The following is a 223-nucleotide window of genomic DNA, read 5'->3' as shown; positions in this document are numbered from 1 at the left end:
CGCGCGCAGGATCATGGAGGCGGGCAGGAGGTGCTCGCTCACGACCTCCGTGCTCGGCGAATGGGCGGCGGCGGGCAGTCCGAAGCAGGTCGAGTACCTCGCCTCGTACCTCGAGGCCGAGGCCGCCAGCCGCGACGCCTCGAAGCGCGCGTCGCTGCTTCGGCGCTGCGGCCTTCCGGCGCCGAAGACCTTCGACGGCTACGACTGGTCGGCGGTGTCGTGG

Annotated in this window: 1 pseudogene; it reads left to right on the top strand. The window is 72.6% G+C overall.

Annotated features, from left to right (window positions below):
- Nucleotides 1–223: pseudogene (locus tag H6A15_RS10315) on the top strand (ATP-binding protein); the annotation flags it as partial.

Source organism: Enorma phocaeensis (assembly GCF_016901575.1).
GTDB lineage: Bacteria > Actinomycetota > Coriobacteriia > Coriobacteriales > Coriobacteriaceae > Limicola > Limicola phocaeensis_A.
Note: the sequence above shows the minus strand (reverse complement) of the source record. Positions and strands in the feature narration are given on the sequence as shown.